Origin of the sequence: Flavobacterium rhizophilum (assembly GCF_046000485.1) — a bacterium.
In the GTDB taxonomy this organism is placed as follows: domain Bacteria; phylum Bacteroidota; class Bacteroidia; order Flavobacteriales; family Flavobacteriaceae; genus Flavobacterium; species Flavobacterium rhizophilum.
In genome coordinates, this window is record NZ_JBELQB010000072.1 from 1 (window position 1) to 523 (window position 523).

Below are 523 nucleotides of genomic sequence, written 5' to 3' on the forward strand. Positions count from 1 at the left end.
CGCGTAACATTAAAATTTATGGCAATGGCGGGCGCATGCTTCCACTTTTAAATGCTACGCCTTATCCGGCCGACCTTGAAGAGAATGCTGTGCGTTTTGTGGGAGAAGAAGATGGCGATTTTGATAGTGGCGATTATATATTACTATATGCCGAAGGAGTTGATAACTGGAATGAGGAAAGCGGTACACATAATAATTTATATGCCAGCCGTTCCTATTATTATGTTACATCGGGCAGTGGCCCCGGTAAACGTATACAGCAACAGCTGCAGCCAGCATCGGCACCAACTTTAAATGTTTCTACTTTTGATGAATATCAGTATCATGAACAGGATCTTGTAAATATTGCCCGGGTTGGCCGTAAATGGCTGGGTGAACAATTCAATATTAATAATGAACAGGAGTTTGATTTTGAAGTTCCGGATATTGATACATCTGTACCTGTAAAAATAACAGTAAGCGCAGCAGCCAATTCATTAGGCAACACATCAATGGCTGTTACAGCAAATGCTGCGGCAATTGG

1 pseudogene is annotated in these 523 nt (G+C 41.9%); it reads left to right on the forward strand.

Going from position 1 to position 523, the window contains the following annotated elements:
* A pseudogene (locus tag ABS768_RS17820) lies at positions 1-523 on the forward strand (type IX secretion system sortase PorU); the annotation flags it as partial.